This is a genomic window from Ancylobacter sonchi, assembly GCF_018390695.1.
Lineage (GTDB): Bacteria > Pseudomonadota > Alphaproteobacteria > Rhizobiales > Xanthobacteraceae > Ancylobacter > Ancylobacter sonchi.
In genome coordinates this window covers 376531-395912 of sequence record NZ_JAHBGF010000010.1, presented here as the reverse complement: position 1 = coordinate 395912, position 19382 = coordinate 376531, and the positions used below count along the sequence as shown (strand labels likewise).

Annotated in this window: 19 protein-coding genes and 2 pseudogenes; 14 read left to right on the top strand and 7 right to left on the bottom strand. The window is 65.3% G+C overall.

The window, feature by feature from the left end; translation table 11 throughout:
• Positions 1-173 precede the first annotated feature (173 nt).
• Positions 174-1151, bottom strand: a complete 978-nt coding sequence (locus KHC28_RS03320) for a LysR family transcriptional regulator (protein ID WP_214006893.1) — start codon at positions 1149-1151, stop codon at positions 174-176.
• Positions 1152-1287: 136 nt separating this feature from the next.
• Here KHC28_RS03320 and KHC28_RS03315 point away from each other — a divergent pair, with 136 nt between their 5' ends.
• Genes KHC28_RS03315 through KHC28_RS03295 form a run of 5 tightly spaced genes read left to right on the top strand, consistent with a single transcriptional unit; the run spans position 1288 to position 6029 of the window.
• Entirely contained in the window at positions 1288-2268 is a 981-nt protein-coding gene (locus tag KHC28_RS03315) for an ABC transporter permease (RefSeq protein ID WP_214006892.1), read from the top strand.
• Between the two features lie 13 nt (positions 2269-2281).
• On the top strand, positions 2282-3076 hold the full coding sequence (locus KHC28_RS03310; RefSeq protein WP_214006891.1) for an ABC transporter permease: 795 nt from the start codon (positions 2282-2284) through the stop codon (positions 3074-3076).
• Positions 3077-3113: 37 nt separating this feature from the next.
• On the top strand, positions 3114-4181 hold the full coding sequence (locus KHC28_RS03305; protein WP_214006890.1) for an extracellular solute-binding protein: 1068 nt from the start codon (positions 3114-3116) through the stop codon (positions 4179-4181).
• 28 nt (positions 4182-4209) lie between these two features.
• Positions 4210-5328, top strand: a complete 1119-nt coding sequence (locus tag KHC28_RS03300) for an ABC transporter ATP-binding protein (protein ID WP_214006889.1) — start codon at positions 4210-4212, stop codon at positions 5326-5328.
• Entirely contained in the window at positions 5325-6029 is a 705-nt protein-coding gene (locus tag KHC28_RS03295) for an aspartate racemase/maleate isomerase family protein (RefSeq protein WP_214006888.1), read from the top strand. Before KHC28_RS03300 ends, KHC28_RS03295 begins: the two co-directional genes overlap by 4 nt.
• A 386-nt stretch (positions 6030-6415) precedes the next feature.
• On the opposite strand, the pseudogene istB reads toward KHC28_RS03295, so the two are convergent.
• The 5 genes and pseudogenes from istB to KHC28_RS03270 all read right to left on the bottom strand — a co-directional run bounded on the left by istB (position 6416) and on the right by KHC28_RS03270 (position 9925).
• Positions 6416-7214 (bottom strand): annotated as a pseudogene (istB, locus tag KHC28_RS03290) (IS21-like element helper ATPase IstB).
• Between the two features lie 25 nt (positions 7215-7239).
• A pseudogene (locus KHC28_RS03285) lies at positions 7240-7557 on the bottom strand (IS21 family transposase); the annotation flags it as partial.
• Between the two features lie 56 nt (positions 7558-7613).
• Positions 7614-8120 (bottom strand): IS3 family transposase, encoded by a 507-nt coding sequence (locus KHC28_RS03280; protein WP_376772586.1) that lies wholly within the window; start codon positions 8118-8120, stop codon positions 7614-7616.
• Positions 8121-8161: 41 nt separating this feature from the next.
• The gene (locus KHC28_RS03275) at positions 8162-8920 is read right to left on the bottom strand and encodes a class II aldolase/adducin family protein (RefSeq protein WP_214006887.1); all 759 of its coding nucleotides are present in this window, start codon (positions 8918-8920) and stop codon (positions 8162-8164) included.
• Positions 8921-8929: 9 nt separating this feature from the next.
• Positions 8930-9925 carry a LysR substrate-binding domain-containing protein gene (locus tag KHC28_RS03270; RefSeq protein WP_214006886.1) on the bottom strand — a complete coding sequence of 332 codons (996 nt, stop codon included), beginning with the start codon at positions 9923-9925 and terminating at the stop codon, positions 8930-8932.
• Here KHC28_RS03270 and KHC28_RS03265 point away from each other — a divergent pair.
• The 9 genes from KHC28_RS03265 to KHC28_RS03225 all read left to right on the top strand — a co-directional run bounded on the left by KHC28_RS03265 (position 9918) and on the right by KHC28_RS03225 (position 18718).
• Positions 9918-10136, top strand: a complete 219-nt coding sequence (locus KHC28_RS03265) for a hypothetical protein (protein ID WP_214006885.1) — start codon at positions 9918-9920, stop codon at positions 10134-10136. The two genes, KHC28_RS03270 and KHC28_RS03265, sit on opposite strands and share 8 nt — an antisense overlap.
• Before the next feature lie 39 nt (positions 10137-10175).
• Entirely contained in the window at positions 10176-11204 is a 1029-nt protein-coding gene (locus KHC28_RS03260) for an ABC transporter substrate-binding protein (protein ID WP_214006884.1), read from the top strand.
• Positions 11204-12262, top strand: coding sequence for an ABC transporter ATP-binding protein (locus KHC28_RS03255; protein ID WP_214006883.1), 1059 nt, complete (start codon positions 11204-11206; stop codon positions 12260-12262). The genes KHC28_RS03260 and KHC28_RS03255 overlap by 1 nt, the downstream gene beginning before the upstream one ends.
• An 11-nt stretch (positions 12263-12273) precedes the next feature.
• On the top strand, positions 12274-13143 hold the full coding sequence (locus KHC28_RS03250; protein ID WP_214006882.1) for an ABC transporter permease: 870 nt from the start codon (positions 12274-12276) through the stop codon (positions 13141-13143).
• Positions 13140-13937, top strand: coding sequence for an ABC transporter permease (locus KHC28_RS03245; protein ID WP_214006881.1), 798 nt, complete (start codon positions 13140-13142; stop codon positions 13935-13937). The genes KHC28_RS03250 and KHC28_RS03245 overlap by 4 nt, the downstream gene beginning before the upstream one ends.
• 231 nt (positions 13938-14168) lie before the next feature.
• Positions 14169-15635 (top strand): 4-hydroxyphenylacetate 3-hydroxylase family protein, encoded by a 1467-nt coding sequence (locus tag KHC28_RS03240; protein ID WP_214006880.1) that lies wholly within the window; start codon positions 14169-14171, stop codon positions 15633-15635.
• A complete protein-coding gene (locus tag KHC28_RS03235; RefSeq protein ID WP_214006879.1) occupies positions 15632-16297 on the top strand; it encodes a DUF1028 domain-containing protein in 666 nt (221 codons plus the stop codon). The genes KHC28_RS03240 and KHC28_RS03235 overlap by 4 nt, the downstream gene beginning before the upstream one ends.
• A gap of 13 nt (positions 16298-16310) precedes the next feature.
• Positions 16311-17459: an acetylornithine deacetylase gene (gene argE / locus KHC28_RS03230; RefSeq protein WP_214006878.1), complete on the top strand. Its 1149-nt coding sequence runs from the start codon at positions 16311-16313 to the stop codon at positions 17457-17459.
• 20 nt (positions 17460-17479) lie between these two features.
• On the top strand, positions 17480-18718 hold the full coding sequence (locus tag KHC28_RS03225; RefSeq protein ID WP_214006877.1) for a M20 family metallopeptidase: 1239 nt from the start codon (positions 17480-17482) through the stop codon (positions 18716-18718).
• Positions 18719-18878: 160 nt separating this feature from the next.
• Here KHC28_RS03225 and KHC28_RS03220 read toward each other — a convergent pair whose 3' ends face one another.
• On the bottom strand, positions 18879-19373 hold the full coding sequence (locus KHC28_RS03220; protein ID WP_214006876.1) for a DoxX family protein: 495 nt from the start codon (positions 19371-19373) through the stop codon (positions 18879-18881).
• Positions 19374-19382 lie beyond the last annotated feature (9 nt).

Sequence of the window (19382 nt, the reverse complement as noted above, 5' to 3'; positions counted from 1 at the left end):
CACATTGCCTCGGAGCGCGCTGACTGATCCTCGCTCTCCAGCGCCATCGGCTCGAAATCGTCCACCAGTCAGGTGCGGCTCTCGCCGCACGGCACATTGAGCGCCGGTAGCTCAGAATGGCGAACATCCATGCTGCGGGCTCACCGCTGGCCGGGTCAAAGCTACCGGCCTACTCACAGATCGGACATTCGCTCGCCCCGCACATTGCTAAGGCGGCTGGCATCAGCCGTCCGGGCGTTTCGCAGCGACGACTGTATTTCAGACGTCAGCATGTTCATTATGATTCCACCGATGCGTGAAAGCGGCTTCTTCGCATCGATGGCGATGGAAACGCTCTGCGGTTCGACGCTCTTGTCACGGACCGGCAAGAATCTGAGTTGGCCTGCCGCCAGTTCAGAGGCCGCGTCGAGCTCGGAAGTGAAGGCGACGTAGCGTCCGCCGCGCGCGAGTTGCTTGACCAGCTGGAGCGAATTGGTGACCAGCGCCTTCTGCGGGTCAGCAAACAGCCAACCATAGCGCGCGTCGAGATAACGTCGGATCATCAGCGCCCTGCTCTGTAGCGCGATGGGGTGCGCCACCACTTCCTGAAGGCTCACCGTCTCGGCTTTTGCCAGCGGATGGTTTGGAGCGACCACACAGCCAAAAGGCAGCTCCGCACTCCAGTGGACATGCACGTCGCGACGCGGCGTGAGATTGAAGATCGCCGCGATGTCGGCACTTCCGGCGAGCAGCGCGGTTACGGCATCGTCGGGGCTGGCGATCTCCACCTCCAGTGAGATGCGAGGCTGCTCGGCAGCGAGGCGCTCGACAAAGCGGGGGAGAAAGCCGTTGGCGTGGCTGTCCATCGCCACCAGCCGGATATGGCCCTGATCCACGCCCTGAAGCTGCTTGATCTCCGCCGCCACACGGCGTTCGTCCCCGCGCCAGCGCCGGGCGAGTGTCACGAGCGCATCCCCGGCAGCCGTAAGGCGCATGCCGCGCGGTAGCCGTTCGAACAGTTCGACGTCGAGTTCCTGCTCAAGCAGCAGGATCTGCCGATCGATCGCCGAGGCCGCAATGTTCAGCTCCTTCGCCGCCTTCTGGATCGACCCCGAGCGCGCCACCTGATCGAGGTAGCGCAGCGATGCGGGAACGAGAAAGGCGCGAGCCATTCGACCATCCTAATTATTCGAACGGATTGTTGCTTAATCTGCGCTGGACGGCAATGGCCGATTAACGGAACCTGACTTGCATGACGGGGCGGCAGTCCGCCACGCGACCTCCACCCGCCTGCAACGGGAAACGCCGATGAGCCATACCGAGAGCATCGACGTGCCCGAGCGCGTCACCCCGCATGTTACGAAGCTGAGAGCAAACGCAAAGGCGGGAGCCTTCGCGCAGCGCACGGCGAAGGTTTGGGAGCTCGCCACCGGCACCCGCATGGCGGGATATCTTCTCGTGGCGCCGGCCGTGCTCTTTCTCGCCGTCTGGTTCGTGTGGCCGGTGCTGACGATGGTGCATCTCAGCCTGACCAGCCGCGTCGTCGAGGGCGTGAGCGTCGAGGGTTTCACGCTGGAAAACTATGTCCGGCTGTTTTCCTCGGACCTCTACTTTCGCATCCTGCTGCGTACGGTGCGTATTGCGCTGCTCACCAGCCTGTTCGCGGCGCTGTTCGCCTATCCGCTGGCCATCGCCATCGCGCGGGGCGGCCCCACGCTCGCCCGACTGGTCACCATTACCATTCTCGCACCGCTGCTGGTGAACGTGGTGGTGCGCTCCTATGGCTGGCAGACCATCCTCAACAAGACCGGCGCCCTTGCCTGGGTCCTCAAGATGTTTGGCATCAGTAACCCGCCGGTGCTGCTCTACACAGAATGGGCGGTGCTGATCGCCTGCGTGCACGTCTATCTGCCGTTCATGGTGATGCCAATTGCCGGCGCTATCGGCCGGATTGACCGGTCGGTTGAAGAGGCCGCGCGTGTTGCGGGGGCGACGCGTCTTGCCGTCCTCATGCGGGTCATGCTGCCCCTCAGCCTGCCGGGTCTCGCTGTCGGTGCCTCGCTCGTGTTCTCGCTCAGCGCGGCGGCCTATGTCACCCCGCAGATCCTTGGCGGCAATTTCTCGCCGCTGCTCGGCACCCTCATCGAACAGCAGATACTCACCTTGAATGACTGGCCCTTCGGCGCCGCGATCTCGACCCTGCTCATTGCGCTCGTGCTCGCTTCTAACCTCATTTTCCTCAAGCTCGTCAGCCGGCGCTTCGCACGCTGGACGGCCGGCGCCCGGTGACGGAGACCGCGCGATGAACGAAACCGTCAGCCTGCCGCTCAAGATCACCGTGGGCATCATTCTCGCTCTGGTCGTCGCGCCGCTGTTCGTGCCGGTGCTGATGTCGATTTCCGACACGCCCTACATCGTGTTCCCGCCGCAGGGCTTCACGCTGAAATGGTACGGCGAAGTGCTCGCCAATCATGAAGCGCGTGGCAGCTTCCTGTTCTCGCTGGAACTCGCGACCATCGTCACCGTAGTGTCCCTGCTGCTGGGCGTGCCTTGCGCGGCCGGGTTGACACGCTACCGGGTGCCCGGACAGGACGCCGTGCTCGGTCTCATCCTCTCGCCACTGATCGTGCCGCTCATCGTCACCGGTGTGGCGCTGCTGCAGGTCTTCGCGCTGATGGGATGGCGCGCCACGCTCATGCAGCTCGTCATCGGCCACACCGTGGTGTGCCTGCCCTACGTGATCCGCTCGGTGTCTGCGAGCCTCCTGCTGGTCAACCGCAACCTCGAGGACGCCGCAGCCGTGCTCGGCGCCTCGCCCCATGTGGTGGCGATGAAAGTGATCTGGCCTCAGGTGAGGCCGGGCATCCTCGCCGGGGGCACCTTTTGCTTCATCGTCTCCTTCGACGACTACCCGGTCTCGATGTGGCTCGCCGACGGCAACCACTTCCCGGTGCCGCTTTATCTCTACACGGTCATTGAGCGCTCTTTCGATCCGTCGATCGCGGCCATCGCCTCGCTGATGATCTTCTTTGCGCTCCTCCTCGTGCTCGTCATCGAAAAGGTCTTCGGGCTCAGCCTTGCGCGCCTCGCGAGCTGACGCCGGCTCACATCAAATCAGAATAGGGGAACAGGTCATGACACAGATTTCGCGTCGTACGTTCGGCAAGCTTGTCCTCGGCGCCGGTGCGCTGGCGCCCTTGGGATACGTCCGCAACGGCTGGGCGCAGGGCAAGGAAATCCAGATCGGCATCTGGGGCGGCTCGCAGGGCGAGTTCGTGAAGAAGAACATCATCCCGGCCTTCGAGAAGGATTTCGGCGCCAAGGTCACGGCGGAGGAGGGCTTCACCCTCGCCAATGTCGGCAAGATGCGGGCCACCAGGGCCAACCCGAAATTCTCCGTCATGTTCATCGACGACGTCGCAATCCCGATCTGCAAGGCGGAAGGCCTGATCGAGCAACTGCCGGCGGGCGATATGCCGGCGCTCGCTAACCTCTATCCCCTCTTCGGTTTCAATGGCTGGGGCACGGCGCTGGCGATCTCGGTGGCCAGCATGTTCAACAACACCTCGATCACGCCGCCGGATAGCTATGCCGAGCTGTGGAAGCCGGAATTCGCCGGCAAGCTGAAACTCGTCAGCCCGAAGAACACACCTTCTGTGTTCTTCCTCATCGTCGCGGCGGCGGTGAAGTCGGGCAAGCCGTTCGCCGAGGCGCAGTACCTCGTCGATGACAGCTTCGATAAGGTCGCCGAGCTCAAGCCCAACATCATGAACCTCTTCGACAACGGCCCGCAGGCCGCGAATGAGGTGGCGCAGGGCCAGGCCGATATCGGCCTGCTGGAACTGTCGAAGTACATCTATCCCTACACCGCCAAGGGCGCGCCGGTGACGATGAGCTTCCCGAAGGAAGGCTCCTTTGCCGGCAACAACTGCCAGGTGCTGGTGAAGGGCGGGCCTAACCGCGACCTCGCCGTGGCCTTCATGAACCGGATGCTGGAGCCCGCCGTGCAGAAGGCGTTCTCCGAATATGCCTACACCGCCCCGCCGGTCTCCGGCATCGAGTTCTCGCCCGAGACGCTGAAATACATCGCCTATCCGGTTGAGGAGATGGACAAGCGCGGCCTGTTCACGCCGGACTGGGAATACATCAACGCCCGCCGATCAGGCTGGACTGAGAAGCTCAACGGCATCTTCGCCGTCTGAGCGACAGGCACCTCATCGGGAGATCGACATGGCAACGACAAGCGTTTCGGGGGGCGGCGAAGTCCGCCTCGCCGGCATCAGCCGATCCTACGGCGACACCCAGGTCGTGCGGAACGTCAACCTCACCGCCGCGAGCGGCAGCATCCTCGCTTTGCTCGGCCCTTCGGGTTGCGGCAAGACCACGACGCTGCGCATGGTCGCGGGCCTTGTCCAGCCATCGGCCGGAGACATCCTCATCGATGGTGTCTCTGTGACCGGCCAACCGGTGCACAAGCGCAACCTCGGCATGCTGTTCCAGAACTACGCGCTGTTCCCGCATCTCACGGTGCTGGAAAACGTCGCCTTCGGTCTCGCCATGCGCAGCGTCCCGAAGGGCGACACGGTGCGACGCGCCAAGGAGGCGCTGGCCCTCGTGCGGCTTTCCGGCTTCGAGGACCGCATGCCGGCGGCGCTGTCCGGCGGCCAGCAGCAGCGCGTCGCCATGGCCCGCGCCATCGCCTACCGCCCTCGCGTCCTCCTGCTCGACGAGCCGTTCGGCGCGCTCGACAAGAAGTTGCGCGAAGAGATGCAGATCGAACTGCGTCAGCTTTGCAATGAACTCGGCCTGACCACCATCCTCGTCACCCATGATCAGGAGGAGGCTCTGATCCTCGCCGATCAGATCGCGGTGATGCGTGGCGGGCGCATCGAGCAGGTCGACAATGCGCGGGCGATCTATGAGCGGCCCGTCTCACACTTCGTCGCTGATTTCATCGGCACGTCGAACTTCATCCCGGCCAGCATCGTCGACATGCGCGATGGAAGCATGACACTGCGCTCGACCGCCGGCCATGTGTTCGAAAGCACCGTTCCCAACGACTTCTCGATACAGGAGCGGGTCGCGGTGGCTATCCGCCCCGAAAGCATGCGCCTGACACCTGGCGAACTGCCTGCCGCAGCCAACATGCTCACCGGCACGATCGTACGCAGCCTGTTCAAGGGGCAGGTCCTCTCCGTTTGGATGAAACCCAATGGACAGGCGGAACTCCAGCCGGAGCTTCAGGTCTCAATCCCGATAGAAGACGCCGCCCGCATGAGCCCGCAACCCGGCGAAACGTGGAGTGCGCACTGGTCCGCCGCCCGCACGCTGGTGGTACGCGAACAGTGAGCCAGCCCCTGCGTTTCCCGCGCGCAATCGGGATTATCCTGCCGTCATCAAATCGCGTGGTGGAACGAGTGGCGCGATCGATTCTGGACGAACAGCCCGGCATCGATGCCTGTTTCACTCGTGTGCCGTATACCGGCCATCCACCGGACGGCTACGATATGCCTGCGTTCCACCGCGCGGCGGAAATGCTGGCCCAGGCGCGCCCCGATGTGATCCTGTGGAACGCGACGCGTGGCGCGCTGATCGGTTTCGAGCCTGATCGGCGTCTGGCTGCCTTTGTGGAGAAGGAGACCGGCATTCCCTGCACGACCACGGCGCTTGCGACGGTGGACTATCTTCGACGACGCAATCTCCGGCGCATTGGTCTGGTGGCTCAGGGTGCTGACTGGGAGGGGCCGCGGCTGAAGCAGACATTCGGCGCCGAGGGCATCGACATCGTTGCGGGGCACTGCCTCGGCATTGGAGATAATTTTGAAGCCGCTGGGATAACGCCTGAAGAGATTCGCTTGCACGCGATGCGGCTGGCATCGGTTCCCGATCTCGACGCTGTTCTCGTATGGAGCACCAATCTCGCAGGGCACACGCTTACAAGGCTAACGCTGAATGAAACCCACGTCCCTATGCTCGATTCTACCACCGTCGGATTCGAAAGCGCGCTTGACCATATGACGGGGTCATTTCGACCATTGGCGCATGCCTAAGGGAATGATTGCGCCAGGGACTGACGTCGGCATTCCTCCAGAAAGACGACGTTCAGGCTCCGTCGGCCGGAGGTGCTGAGGTGAAACTTTGAGCAATTGTTGCGGAGCAAGCGGTGTGTTACGTCACACCATTGAGGAAAACCTTTCAGGGCACGCAGACGGGCGCGGGGTCCAGTAGCGCGGCGTCTTCTTCCGAGAGCTTGGCCACACACCGCACCCATTCCTTATCGCGCCAGACACCTAGCTCCTGCAGCTTTTCGAGTGAAACCTTCGGGCGGTCCTCACGTTGTTTCGACATATGGGCAATGAATGAGTCGAGGTCGTTGAAGTCAGTGTTGGTGCCCGGCCTCCAAAATCTTGTATAGTCGACGGCTTCAAAATCGTTCTTAGTGCTCACATTCCGAAAGAAGTCTTAGAGTGTCGAACGGCGTTGAACGGGCTCTTTGATCGGCATGGACGCCGGGAAGGATCAGCGGCCGAGGTCGGATACTGTTCTTGAAGCGCCAGTTCTCGTTACCTATCTCGATGATGTTGCAGTGATGGGTGAGCCGGCCGAGGAGAGCCGTGGTCATCTTGGCCCCGCCGAACATTGACGGCCATTCGCCGAAGGCTAGGTTGATGGTGACGATGACCGAAGCCTGTTCGTAGAGCCGGCTGATGAGGTGGAACAGGAGCCGGCCGCCGGACTGGACGAAGGGCAGGCAGCCGAGCTCGTAGAGCACGATGAAGTCCATGCGGCCGAGATAGTCGGCCATGCGGCCCTGGCGCCCGGCGCGAGTTTCCCCTTCGAGTTTGTTGATGAGATCCACGACGTTGAAGAAGCAGCCACGAGCACCGCCTGGATACAGCGCGGGCGATGGCGATGGCCAGCTGGGTCTTGCCGGTCCCGGTGTCGCCGATCGGCACGGCGTCGCGCCGATGGGTGAGGAAGTTGCCGGAGGCGAGGTGGCGCACCAGGGTTTCGTTGATCGGTGTGTCGTCGAACACGAAGTCGTCGATGGCGCGGGCGAGCGGCAGCTTGGCGATGGTGATCTGGCACCTGATCGAGCGGGCCTGCTTCTCGCTGATCTCGGCGTTGAGGAGGTCGCCGACGACACGCTGAGGCTCATGCCGACGCCTCTCGGCGGTTGCGATGATCTCGTCGAAGGCGACCTTGCGGAATTCCCCCTCGTCGAGCGCCTCCAGGCAGGCGCCTCGACGGCGGGTAAGCCAGCCAGGCGTTCAGCTCCTCATAGCTCTTTACCCGCAGGCGCGGTGTGAGGAAGCGCTCGCGCATCGGGCCACAGGGTCGACGAGGTAGTGGCCGCACATCTGCAGAACGCGCCGATTATAGGCTCGTTCGCGCCCGACGAAGATCGTCTCCACCGCGGTCTCCATGTTGTCGTCGATGCCGCGCGTGCAGGCGCCCTTCAAGAAGGCGAACGCCCGGTCGTGAGCGTCGAACGCCATCTCCTGGGTCGCGCGCGGATACCCGCACGAACAGCGGGCGCTAGTGCCAGAGCCGGACATGGGCGACCGTCACCGTCGTGCCGGTGATCTGTGAGCCCCGCCGTCAGAGGGGTCCCGTTTGGACGCCGATCCCCCCTAGAACGGGTTCCTTATTCCACGCCGATTCACACTGTAGACCTCGCAGGTTGTCCACTCGGCCTTGAGCAACGAGAAAAAGCTTTCCATCGGCACATTGCCCCAGACATCGCCAGCCCGGCTCATCGAACAGGTGATGTCGTGGTCGGCCATCAGGCGCGGGAACTGTTCGCTGGCGTACTGGCTGCCCTGGTCAGAGTGGTGCAGCAGGTTGTCCGGCTTGCCTCCGCGCCGGATCGCCATGGCGAGGGCGCCAGTGACGAGCGGTGCCGTCATCCCCGCCTTCATCGCCCAGCCGACGACACGCCGTGAGAACGGGTCGACGACAGCGGCAACGTAGAGCCAGCCCTCGTCGGTCCAGATGCAGGTGAAGTCCGCCACCCATCTCTGGTTTGGGGTCGAGGCCTCGAAAGCGCGGTCGAGCAGATTGTCCGACGGGACCGTCCGCACGCCGATATCCTTCGGTAGCCCACGACGACGCGGACGGCGCGCGCAAGGCAAGACCAAGCCAGCGCAATCCCGCCTTCAGGGTGCCGCCCACCACCTTTTCAATCGATATAGTCCGGCTCGTGCCGATCGAGAATCCGGCGCACCTCGGCGAGGTGCGTGAAAGACGAATCCGTGAAGCTCTCCCAGTCGCGGGCGGTCTGCTCCGCCACCCCGTCGGACAGGACGGCGAGTTCCCGGCCGCTCGCATAGGCGAGCATCAGCGTGCGGCAGGCACGCTCCAGATGGTAGAGCGTGTCATAGGCCTCGGCGGTGCTCTTGCCGATGACGAGCACGCCGTGGTTGCCCATCATCATCACCTCGTTGCCGCCCAGCACATGGGCGAGGCGCATGCCTTCATCCACCTCGTCGGCCATGCCCGTATAACCGGTGTCGATGCTCACACGGTTGAAGAAGCGCGCGGTCGTCTGGTCGATGGGCAGGATGCGCGGGTCCTTCAGGCAGGACAGGGCGGTGGCGTAGGGCGAGTGGACGTGCAGGATGCAGCGGGCGTTCGGCAGAACGCGATGCATGGTGCCGTGGATCGCCCAGGCGGTCGGGTCTGGTGCCTCCGTGCCGGTCATGACGCTCGCATCGTCGGCGTCGAGCAGCAGGAGGTCGGATGCCGACATCAGCGAGAAATGGCGCCATTTCCGGTTCATCAGGAAGCGGCGGCCGGGGCCGGGCAGCGCCACGCTGAAATGGTTGGCGATGCCTTCATGCCAGTCGAGGCGGGCTACCATGCGAAACACCGCGGCGAGGTCGGCCCGCAGCGTCTGTTCACTGGAATCCATGTTGCGGAGCCGTGTCAGCGTATTCATGCAAACCTCTTATGACGAAATTTTCGCTTGGCTCGGCTTGCTGGTGAAGCCGGGGGGAATGGGGGCGGCGACATAGCCTTCCGGCGGCGCGATATGCGCGGGGATCTCGATATGGCTCTGGCAATGGTGCAGGAAGGTGCGGGTCAGCCGCGTCAGCGCCGTCGAGCCATGCCACGCCATCACGGTGCGCGATGGGATCATCCGGTCGGTGAGCGGGATGGTGACCACTTCCCGCCCATCGAAGGTCATGCCGTGCGGCGGCTCGGTGACCAACACGGAAAATCCGAGGCCCTGCCCGACCAATCCCCGCACCAGTTCGATCGACGGTACCCGATAGGCAACGCGCGGCGCGACGCCGGCCTCGTCGAACAAAGTGAGGAAATATTCGTTGCTCGGCCAGATATCGAGCAGGATCAGGTCGTCGTCGGCCAGCATGGAGAGCGACAGGCTGGTCCGCGAGGCGAAGCGATGGCTCCGCGGCAGCACCGCGCGCGGGTACAAGTCCGGCAGCAGCGCGACATGGTCGATGCTGGCGCTCAATCCCTGCACGTAACAGATCGCCAGATCATAGGCGCCGGAACGCAACCCCTCGATGATCTTCTCCTGCGCGCCGATGTGGAGCCGGATGGTGACGTCCGGGTAACGCTCCCTGAAGGAGGCGATCAGCCCTGGCGCGTAGAGCGGCGCCAGCGTCTCGAAGCAGGCCAGCGATATCTCGCCGGCGACGATGTCGTTCTCCCCGAGGGCGCGCTGCTCGAACTCCCGGGCATGTTTCAGAAGTTGCAACGCATGCAGATAGACCCGCTGCCCTACCGGCGTCAGCGTCATGCCGGAGGAGCGCTGCCGCACGAACATCTGCATGCCGAAGCTCATCTCCAGTTCCTTCACCGCAACGGATACGGAAGGCTGGGAGATGTTGAGGTGCCGGGATGCCTGCGCCACTCCCCCACCTTCGACCACGGCGACGAAATAGCGAAGCTGTCGCAACGAGTAGTTGGTGGCCAAGATACGCCTCACGGCTTATGCGCAGAAAAAGAGCAGGTCTAAAAACAGATCATTTACCATGGAGCGTCACGGGGCAAACCATAAAAAATCTAAGCCGCACTGCGGAAAATCCGTTGAGCCGAAAGCCTTGCCTCGTCTGGTCAACCCCCTTTGGTTCTGTAAGGATTTTTACGCAACAGATGGCCATGCGGCGCTCGCGCCTTCCCGCTGAGCTGCGCGGGCACATCCAAAAATCCAGAAGGGCCCCAATATGATGCAGTCCATTTTGCGGAAGTCCGCTTCCGCTCTCGCCGTCGCCGCGTTCGGCCTCGTCTCGGCCTTCGCCGGGCCTGCCGCCGCCGCCGACAAGGCAATCACCGTGCAGGCGTGGGGCACCACCTGGGAGCAGGGCCTCCAGGAAGTGGCTGATGGCTTCGAGAAGGAAACCGGCATCCATGTCGTGCCGGTGACGCAGTCCGGCTCCAGCGACGGCCTCGCGCGGCTCCAGTCGATGGCCGACGCGCCGAAGATCGACGTGTGGTTCTCCACCTCCTCGCTCGCCGCCCGCGCCACGGCCGACCGCAAGCTGTTCGCGCCGATCCCGGCGGACAAACTGTCCAATGCCAAGGACCTGATCGACGGCGCCAGGATGGACGCCTATGTCGCGGCCTACTACTACCCGCTGTCGATCATCTACCGCCCCAGCCTGGTCAAGAAGCCGATCGCCGGCTGGAAAGACCTGTGGGATCCGGCGTTCAAGGACTCACTGGCGACGCCTGATGTCGAGACCTATGCCGGCCGCATGCTGCTGGTCGCGGCGCTGCTGAACGGCGGCAGCATCGACAATGTGGAGCCGGGCTTCAAGGCGTGGAAGGAACTGCGTCCCAACATCGCGATGTTCTACGGTTCGGATTCGGACTCCCGCCGGGCGCTCGCCCAGGGCGAGGTGACCGTGCTGGTCGGCCCGCCCTCGCAGGCCGCGCCGCTGCGTACCGACGGCGTGGATGTCGCCGTGCTGAGCCCCAAGCCGGCGCCGGTGATGTTCGACGTCATGACGCTGGTGAACACGCCCAAGCAGGACATGGCATTGAAGTTCATCGACTACGTGCTGTCGCCCAAGGCGCAGGAGATCATCTCCACCAAGATCGACATGGGTCCGGTGAACAAGTCGGTGAAGCCCTCCCCGGCCCTCGCCGCCGTGCTGCCCGCCGTCGCCGATCAGGTCTCCTTCGACGAAGCCAAGGTCAACGCCGACATCGGCACCTGGAACGAGCGCTTCAAGGCTGAGATCGCCCGCTGATGCCTGCCGACGTCACTGCCCTCGAACTCGCCGGCCTGCGCAAGAGCTATGGCGGCCAAGCCGCCGTACGGGAGGTCGACCTGCGACTGCCGCGCGGCGCGCTGCTGACCCTGCTCGGCCCTTCGGGCTGCGGCAAGAGCACGCTGCTGCGCATGATCGCCGGCTTCGTCGAGCCGAGCGGCGGCGACATCCGGATCAACGGTCGCAGCGTGCTGGCGCTGCGGCCGGAGCGCCGGCCCACCGCCATGGTGTTCCAGAGCTACGCGCTGTTTCCCCACATGACGGTGTTCGACAACGTGGCCTTCGGGCTGCGGCTGCGCGCAACGCCGCGTGTGGAGATCGCCGACAAGGTGCGGCGCGCCCTTGCGCTCGTGCGCATGGATGCCTTCGAGGCGCGCTTTCCCTCCGAACTGTCCGGCGGACAGCAGCAGCGCGTGGCGCTGGCGCGCTGCCTCGTCGTCGAGCCGGAGATCCTCCTGCTCGACGAGCCGTTCGGCGCGCTCGATCGCCACCTGCGCGAAGAGATGCAGGTGGAGATGCGCAAGCTGCAGCGCCAGCTCGGCGTCACCATGGTGGTGGTCACCCACGACCAGGAGGAGGCGCTGGTGCTCTCCGACTACATCGCGGTGATGCGGGCGGGCGCCATCGAGCAGTTCGCCGAGCCGATCGAACTCTTCGACCGGCCAACCAACCGCTTCGTCGCCAGCTTCATGGGCGTCTCCAATCTCGTCGACGGCATCGTCGAGCGGGATGGCGAGGTGTCGTTCCGCTTCCCCGGCGGCGCGCGCCTGCCCGTGGTCAGCGATCTGCCGGCCGGCCCGGCGACGCTGGCGCTGCGGCCGGAGGCCGTACGGCTGTGTGCGCCCGACGATGCCGCCTGCCGGCTCACCGGCACCGTGGCGTTCACCTCGCTGGTCGGCAGCCGCATGAGCTGCGAGATCAAGGTGGGCGAGACGGTCGTCACCGCGCTGGTGCCGCGCCACGGCAGCGGCCCCGCTATCGGCGAACGGGTCGGGATGGCGCTCGCCGCCGAACAGCTCCAGCTGTTCGCGCGGTGAGGAGCGGTATCATGAGAGGCGGCGCGATGCCCTTGCTGATGCTGCCGATGGCAGTGCTGATGGCGCTGTTCTTCGGTGCCTTCGCGGTGTTCGGCTTCGTCAGCTTCCTGCAGCCGGCCTCCGGCATGCCGGGCTACCAGGGCCCGTTGGGGCTCTCGAACTATCTGCGCTTCCTCACCGATCCGGCGGCGCTCGCCATTCTCGGCGAGACCATCGTCTTCGCCATCGTGGTGACCCTCGCCTCGATCCTTCTCGGCTATCCGCTCGCCTACATCATGGCGCGCTCGCCCTATCGGGTGGTGCGCAGCCTGCTGCTCGGCGCGCTGGTGCTCACCTTTCTGTCCGGCAGCATCAACCGCGCCTATGGCTGGCTGATCCTGCTCGGGCGACGCGGGGTGGTGAACGACGCGCTGCTGGCGCTTGGTCTCGTCGACCGCCCGGTGGCGCTGGTCTACAACTGGACCGGCGTGTTCATCGCGCTGCTGCACTTCACCCTGCCCTATTTCGCCCTGACGGTGTTCGGCAGTATCCGTTCGGTGCCGGTGCAGGTGGAGGAGGCAGCGCGCGACCTCGGTGCCGGCCCGCTCTCCACCTTCTTCCGCATTACCGTGCCGATCACCGTGCCGGCGATCATCAGTGGCGCGGCGCTGGTGTTCTCGCTCGCCATCAGCGCCTTCGCCTTCCCGCTGCTGCTGGGCGGCGGCCGGGTGCGGCTGATCTCCAACTACATCTACGACCAGTTGTTCGTGGCCTTCAACCTGCCCTTCGCCGCCGCCAGCTCGACCATCTTCCTCGTCGTCGCCATCGCCACACTCTGCGCGTTCTTCTGGCTGGAAGGGGCGGTCACGCGGCGACGCGCCGCCAAGCGGGGGGCGGCATGAACCGGCTGGCCTCCCACACTTTGTGGACGCTCTTCGGCGCGGCGATGCTGGCGTTCCTATTGGCGCCGACGCTGTTCACCCTGCTGTATTCGTTCAGTGAGGCGCGCTATTTCAGCTTCCCCGTGCAGTCCTATTCACTGCGCTGGTACGTCGCCTTCTTCAGCGCCGCGAAATTCCAGAAGGCGGCGATCGAGACCGGGCTGCTGGCGCTCATCGTCGTGCCCTGCTGCCTCACGGCAGCACTCTGCACCTCCCATGCAGTGGCGCGCTGGGAGTTCCCCGGCCGGCGCCTCGTCGATGCGCTGATCCTGTCGCCGCTCATCGTGCCGGGGGTCGTCACCGGTGTCGCCTTCCTTAGCCTGTTCCGCATCCTGCACCAGGATATCGGCCTGGTGCGGATGGCGATCGCCATGATGGTGGTGTGCCTGCCCTATGCCGTGCGGGCGCTCGCCGCCAATTACGGCGGCGTCGACCGGTCCACCGAGGAAGCCGCGCGCGATCTCGGCGCCGGCCCGCTACAGGCCTATCTCAAAGTGACGCTGCCGCAGCTCAAACCCGGCCTGCTGGCGGGTGGGGTATTCGTGCTGGTGGAAGTCATCGACAATTTTGCGGTGAACGTCTTCCTGGTCGATCTCGACAGCAACACGCTGCCCATCGTCGCCTATCAGCACATCCGCGATTTTGACGACCCGGTCGTGGCGGTGATGTCGACCCTGCTGTCCGCCCTCGCGCTGACATTGGTGGTCGTCTTCAACCGTATGGTCGGCCTCGAGAAGCTGTCGCAGTCCCGCTGAGGAGGGCATCGGAAACTCCTAAGCACGGCTTCATCAAGAACAAATTGCCGGCGCCCCGTCCGGACCGCACAGTCCCGAAAAGCCTAGGGAACCCACCGGCGAACCGGCAACGGGGCGTCCCGTCCCTCCCACCGCCCACGACTCCCGCGACGGCCTCCCATCACCCGACCCGGCGCCTCCTGCAGACGCCCCGGCCATCGCCCGGCCGCTTCAGAGATTGGACAATCGGACATGCTTCGTACCGGCGCACAATATCGCGACTCCATCCGCGACGGACGTCGCGTGTGGATCAATGGCGAGCGCGTGACCGATGTCGCCGCGCATCCCGCGTTCCGTCCGCTCGTCGATATCCGCGCGCGCATCTACGACATGCAGCATGCCCCCGCGACCCGCGACGTCATGGTGACGCGCGATGCGCGGGGGCGCGACGTCGCCACCGGCCTCGCCTTGCCCTATGCCAAGTCCGACTGGCACGCCAAGCGGCGGGCGGTCGACACCATGATGGACGAGTTCGGCGGCGTGGTGTCGCGGCTCGGCGACGAGACCATCGGCGAGATGTGGTCGCTGCATGACGGCGCCAAGGTGTTGACCTCCATCGACACCCATTTCGCCGGCAACATCCAGCCGCATATCGACCGCATCCTCGACCAGGATCTGTTCCACGTCTCCGCCAACACCGATCCGAAGGGCGACCGCTCCAAGCGCCCGCAGGAGCAGGACCCCGACATGCTCTTGCACGTCGTGAGGGAAACCGATGCCGGCATCATCGTGCGCGGCGCCAAATACGAGACCGCCGCCGCCTATGCCAACCAGGCCTTCGTCAAGCCGACCATCGCCAACTGGGGCGATGCCAAGCTGTCGGAATATGCGGTGGGGTTCATCTCCAACTTCTCGGCGCCGAACATGAAGTTCATCTGCCGCGGCGGCTTCGCCGGCAAGGGCTCGCCGGAGGACTACCCGCTGTCGAACCGCTTCGACGAGATCGACACGCTGGTGATTTATGACGACGTGCTGGTGCCGTGGGAGAACGTGCTGTTCAACCGCCACACGGCGGCAGCGGCCTTCATACGCTCGACGCTGCACCGCTACGCGGCCTTCCCGTTCCTGCAGCGCATCCTGCGCTTCGCCGACCTCCTGATCGGCACCGCACTTTTGAACGTGCGCCAGACCGGCCTAGACAAGCAGCCGGCGGTGCAGGAGAAGCTCGTTCAGCTCGCCCGCTACCGCGAGGGGATCGAGGCGCATCTCATCGCCGCGGTCGAGGCGGCGCAGGAGAGCCCCGGCGGCCTGTGCATGCCGAACCAGTCGCTGCTCTATACCGGCCGCCTGCTTGGCTGCGGCGAAATGCACAACGCCGTCCACATCGCCCGTGAGCTGTGCGGCGGGCAGATCTGCGTCACCCCCGGCGCCGCCGACTTCGCCAACCCGGAAACCGCGGACTGGCTGAACAAGTTCTACTCGGTCAACGAGAACTGGCAGGCCGAGGATCGCCGCAAGCTCCTCGCCTATGCCCGCGACCTGATGAACTCGGACTATGCCGGTCACCGGCTGACCTTCCATTTGTTCGCGCAGAGCCCGCCCTATGCCCAAGCCGGTGCGGTGTACCGCAACTTCGACTGGGACCGTTCGGCCGGCATCGTCGCCAGGGCGGCGGGGCTTTCCGAAGCCGTCGACGGACGTAAGGAGGTGGCGGCGTGACCTTTACCCTCGTCGCCCGCTGCCGTGACACCGGCATGCTCGGGATCGCGGTCTCCTCCTCCTCGCCGGCGGTCGCCTCGCGCTGCATTCATGCCCGGGCGGGCATCGGTGCGTTCGCGACGCAGAACTTCACCGACCCGACGCTCGGCCGGCGCGGCCTCGACCTGATGGAGAAAGGCGCCAGCGCGGCGCAGGCCATCGACATCGTGTCGGCCACCGCCTCCGACGCGCCGTTCCGTCAGCTCGCCGCCATCGGTCTCGCCGGTGTTCCGGCTGGTTTCACCGGCGCGAGCTGCCTCGACAAGACCGCCGAGTGTGTCGGCGCCGACTGCGTCGCCGTTGGCAATCTCCTGTCCTCGAACCGCGTTCCCGCCGCCATGGTCGCCGCCTTCGAGGCAGCGACCGACCATCTCGCCGGCCGGCTGATCACCGGTCTCGCCGCCGGTCTCGCGGCGGGCGGGGAAGTGGAGATGGTGCGCTCGGCCGGCGTAATCGTCGTCGCCGACCTGCCCTGGCCGGTAGCGGACCTGCGCGTGGACTGGCACGAGGACGACCCCATCGCCGAGCTCGGCCGGCACTGGGCGGTGTGGGAGCCGCGCATGCCGCTCTACCACGCTCGCGCCCTGCGCCCCGCCGAGGCTCCAGCCTCCGACGACGTGTGAGGGGCGCCCGCCGATGAACGCCATCCCCGCCAGCATCGACCTGCTCGCCGACCTCGTTGCCTTCCCGACCATCAGCGCCGACAGCAACCTGCCGCTGATCGACTATGTGGAGGCGTTCCTCGCCGGCCACGGCATCGCGGCGACGCGCATTCTCACCGAGGACGGGGAGAAGGCCAATCTCTTCGCCATCATCGGTCCGGCCGAACGGCCCGGCGTGATCCTGTCCGGCCATACCGATGTGGTTCCGGTCGCCGGTCAGCCCTGGCTCGACGATCCGTTCCGGCTGCGCGTGACCGAGGATCGTGCCATCGGCCGTGGCGCGGCAGACATGAAGGGCTTCGTCGCCTGCGCGTTGCGCATCATGGCGAAAGCGGCAGGACGTCCGCTGACGCGTCCGCTGATCCTCGCTTTGTCGCATGACGAGGAGATCGGCTGCGTCGGGGTTCGCCGCATGCTGCCGGCACTCGCCGGGCTGGAGCCGAGGCCGGATCTGTGCATCGTCGGCGAGAATACCGGCATGCGGGTGCTCACGGCCCACAAGGGCAAGGTGATGGGCACGATCGAGGTGACCGGCGTCGCCGGCCATTCCAGCGAGCCGGACAAGGGCGTCAACGCCATCCTGCTTGCCAGCGACATGATCCAGATCACCCGCGGCATTCAGAAGCGGCTCAAGGCGGCGGCGCCGCCGGACCTGGAGCTGTCGGTGCCCTACACGACACTGCATGTCGGGGTGATCGCCGGCGGTACCAAGGTGAACATCATCCCGCAGCACTGCTCGGTCAGCTTCGAGATTCGCAACCGGCCCGAGGATGACCCGGATCTCATCCTTGCCGAGCTTGCCGAGGCAGGCCGGGCCCTCGCCGCCCGCCATCCCGGCAGCGCTGTCGAGGTGACTGTGACCAACCGCTATCCCGGCCTCTCGACACCGGCGGACGAGCCGGGCGTCGCCTTCGTGCAGCAGCTTGCCGGCGCGAACCGCACCGGCAAGGCCGCTTACGGCACCGAAGCGGGTCTGTTTCGCGAGGTGCTCGGCATCACGACCGTGGTGTGCGGTCCGGGCGACGTCGCCCAGTGCCACACGCCGGAAGAATATCTCGTCCTCTCCCAGATCGCCGCCTGCGACGACTTTCTCGACCAGCTGGTCGACAGCCTGTCGATGTAAGCGACAAGGAACCCGCGCCGATGACCGTCTCCGCCACCCAAGCCGCCGCCCTCTCGCTCGTCACTCGCGACGATCTCGTTCGCCTCACCGGCGAACTCGTCGCCATCCCGAGCTTCAAGGGCGAGGAAACCCCGCTGGCCCACCACGTCGCCGAATGGTGCGGCAGCCGCGGCTATGAGGTCGAGCTCGACGAGGTGGAGCCCGGCCGGCTGCAGGTGGTCGCCACGCTGAAGGGCGGCGGTGGCGGCAAGAGCCTGATGTTCAATGGCCATCTCGACACCAATTCGCTCACCCGTGGCTGGCAGCGCGATCCCTTTGCCAGCTGGGTGGACGGCGACAAGGTCTATGGCCACGGCGCGCAGAACATGAAGGGCGGGCTTGCCACCTTCATGGTGGCCGCCGAGGCGGTGCGGCGCTCGGGCGCCACGCTCTCGGGCGACCTCGTGCTCGCCTTCGTCGTCGGCGAGACGCAAGGTGGGGAAGGCATGAACCACCTGATGAACCGCGGCTTTCGCACCGACATGGCGGTGATCACCGAGCCGTTCGGCGCCGACAACATCGCGACCATCCATAGCGGCATCATGCATTTCGCGATCCATGTGATCGGTCGCTCGGGGCATATGAGCCAGGTGGAGAACACCGTCCACGCCGTCAACAAGATGGCGAAGGTGCTGCTGGCACTCGACGACATCCGCTTCGACTGCGTGCCCTACCCGCCGCTGCCGGCGCTGCCGCGGCTGAATGTCGGCAGCATCATCGGCGGGCGCGGCGAGACCTACCGCTCCGAGCCGCCCTACATTCCCGACATGTGCACCATCGTCGTCGACGTACATTTCGTGCCGACGCAGACCGTCGACGACGTACTGCGTGACGTGCGCAAGGTGCTCGACGGGCTGAAGGCGCAGGACCCGGAACTTGAATACCGCATCGAGATGCCGGTTCCCGACTTCATCGAGGGCCGCCGCCGGCTGGTGATGGAGCCCGTAGACTTGCCGGTCGATGCACCGATCGTTCAGGCACTGGCCCGCGCCTATGAGCAGCTCGAAGGTCGTCCGCCCCGGCAGATCGGCGCCATCCTGCCCACGGCCTATTCCGCCTGTGACACCTCGTGGCTGTGCAAGGCCGGCATTCCCGCCGTGAACTACGGTCCGACCGCCGCCTTCGCCGCCGGCGGGCCCGATGGTGCCTATGTGGTGCTGAGCGAGATGGAGAAGGTCGCGCAGGTGCTTACCGTAACGGCGCTGGATGTCTGCCGCTGACCTCGTGGACGAGGTGGCTCGGACCGACCTTCGGCGGGTGCCCCTCGCCCAGCTGGCCGACCGCCCGACAGGCCCGGCGTTGATCATCCGGCGACAGCGGGCACGTGCCTCGCGGAGGAAGGCCTTCGCGAGGCACGCCGCATGGTTGCGGATCCTTGATTCACGATGGTCGTGAGCCTGGACCGCGGACGAAACGCTTGGCAGCCAGGTAATCGAGCGACCCCCGCCCCGGTCCACGCGCGATGATGATGAGCAGGCAGGTGGCCCAGGTACCGTGGGTCGGCCAGGCATCCGGATAAACGAAAACCTCGATCACCAGCGTCATGCCGAGAAGCGCCAGCGCAGAAAGGCGACTACCGAGCCCGACGACGAGCAGTACCGGGAAGAGGTGCTCGGCAAGGGCGGCCAGGTGCGCGGCCCACCATGGGTCGATTAGCGGCAACCGATACTCGCTCTCGAAGAGGTAGATCGCGCCGTCGGTGACATGCCAGCCCTCCACCTTGGTCTGGCCTGACTGCCAGAAGACGGCGGCGATGGAGATGCGGGCGATCAGAGCGATCAGGTCGTGCGGGATGCGATCGAGGAGCCCGAAAAGCGAGCGGAAACGGCTCGGGCGCGACAGGTACCCGGCTGCGACAACGGCATTGTCAGCCATGATGGCCTC